The organism is Dysgonomonas termitidis (genome assembly GCF_042654545.1).
In the GTDB taxonomy this organism is placed as follows: domain Bacteria; phylum Bacteroidota; class Bacteroidia; order Bacteroidales; family Dysgonomonadaceae; genus Dysgonomonas; species Dysgonomonas termitidis.
In genome coordinates this window covers 1-835 of sequence record NZ_JBHSGN010000219.1, presented here as the reverse complement: position 1 = coordinate 835, position 835 = coordinate 1, and the positions used below count along the sequence as shown (strand labels likewise).

The following is an 835-nucleotide window of genomic DNA, read 5'->3' as shown; positions in this document are numbered from 1 at the left end:
TCGAACCTGTTGGAACGATTAGGCAAGTTGTATGACGGAAGATCCCACAGGGCTCCGTATCTGTATAAATTTAAGGCTAAAACTAAAAGCAAGCGATAAAGAAATTAAAGGATTAGCTGAAAGGTAGCTAATCCCGTTTTCCTATTGTAAATTTTTGTTCATCCGGGTCCGTGCCTCATCCTGGTTCGTCGCTTTATAATAATGCTTATATATGACATCTGGACTATTGCCTGCATATCCGGCGACCTGGACAGGATGGAAACCGTCATCCAGCATTTTGGTTATAAAGGACCCCCTGGCGGAGTACCATGTTATTTTATCTTTATAATCCAGTTTCTTCCTTACCTTTTCGAGGGTTTTATTCACTCGTAAGGAAATACTTTCCACCCTGTTCTTTTTTTTCAGGTTAGTTTGATGTTTATAGGTAAAGATAGGAAAAACATAATCCTGGTAGGAAGCGGATATATATTTCCTTATTATAGCTTCGGCCTTATTTACGAGTGGAACATTGGCGTCTTTTGCTACTTTGCTCCTTTCATATTCTATAAAGCTATCCTTGATACAGCCTTTTTTCAGGTGGGCGACATCCGTATTACCTATCCCGCCTGCATAAAAACTAAAAAGGAACAGGTCGATATGGAATAACTGCTTCTTTGTGAAGCCATTTTTATCCATCCGCTCTATTTCCTGTATGACATAATAAGGGATTGTTTTAGGTATAAATTTGTTTGTCTTCATTTTTTGATCGACACATTTGAATATTCCGGTAGTTGCACCAGGTATTTGCCTCTGTGAAGCATAATTGCATACCGCTTTTAATTTCTTCAGCTTTTGG

The 835-nt window shown here is 38.7% G+C and carries 1 protein-coding gene; it reads right to left on the bottom strand.

Features of this window, described 5'->3' with window-relative positions:
* Window positions 1-141: 141 nt before the first annotated feature.
* A partial coding sequence (locus tag ACFO6W_RS26300; protein WP_380002137.1) for a tyrosine-type recombinase/integrase occupies window positions 142-835 on the bottom strand: 694 nt, incomplete at its 5' end.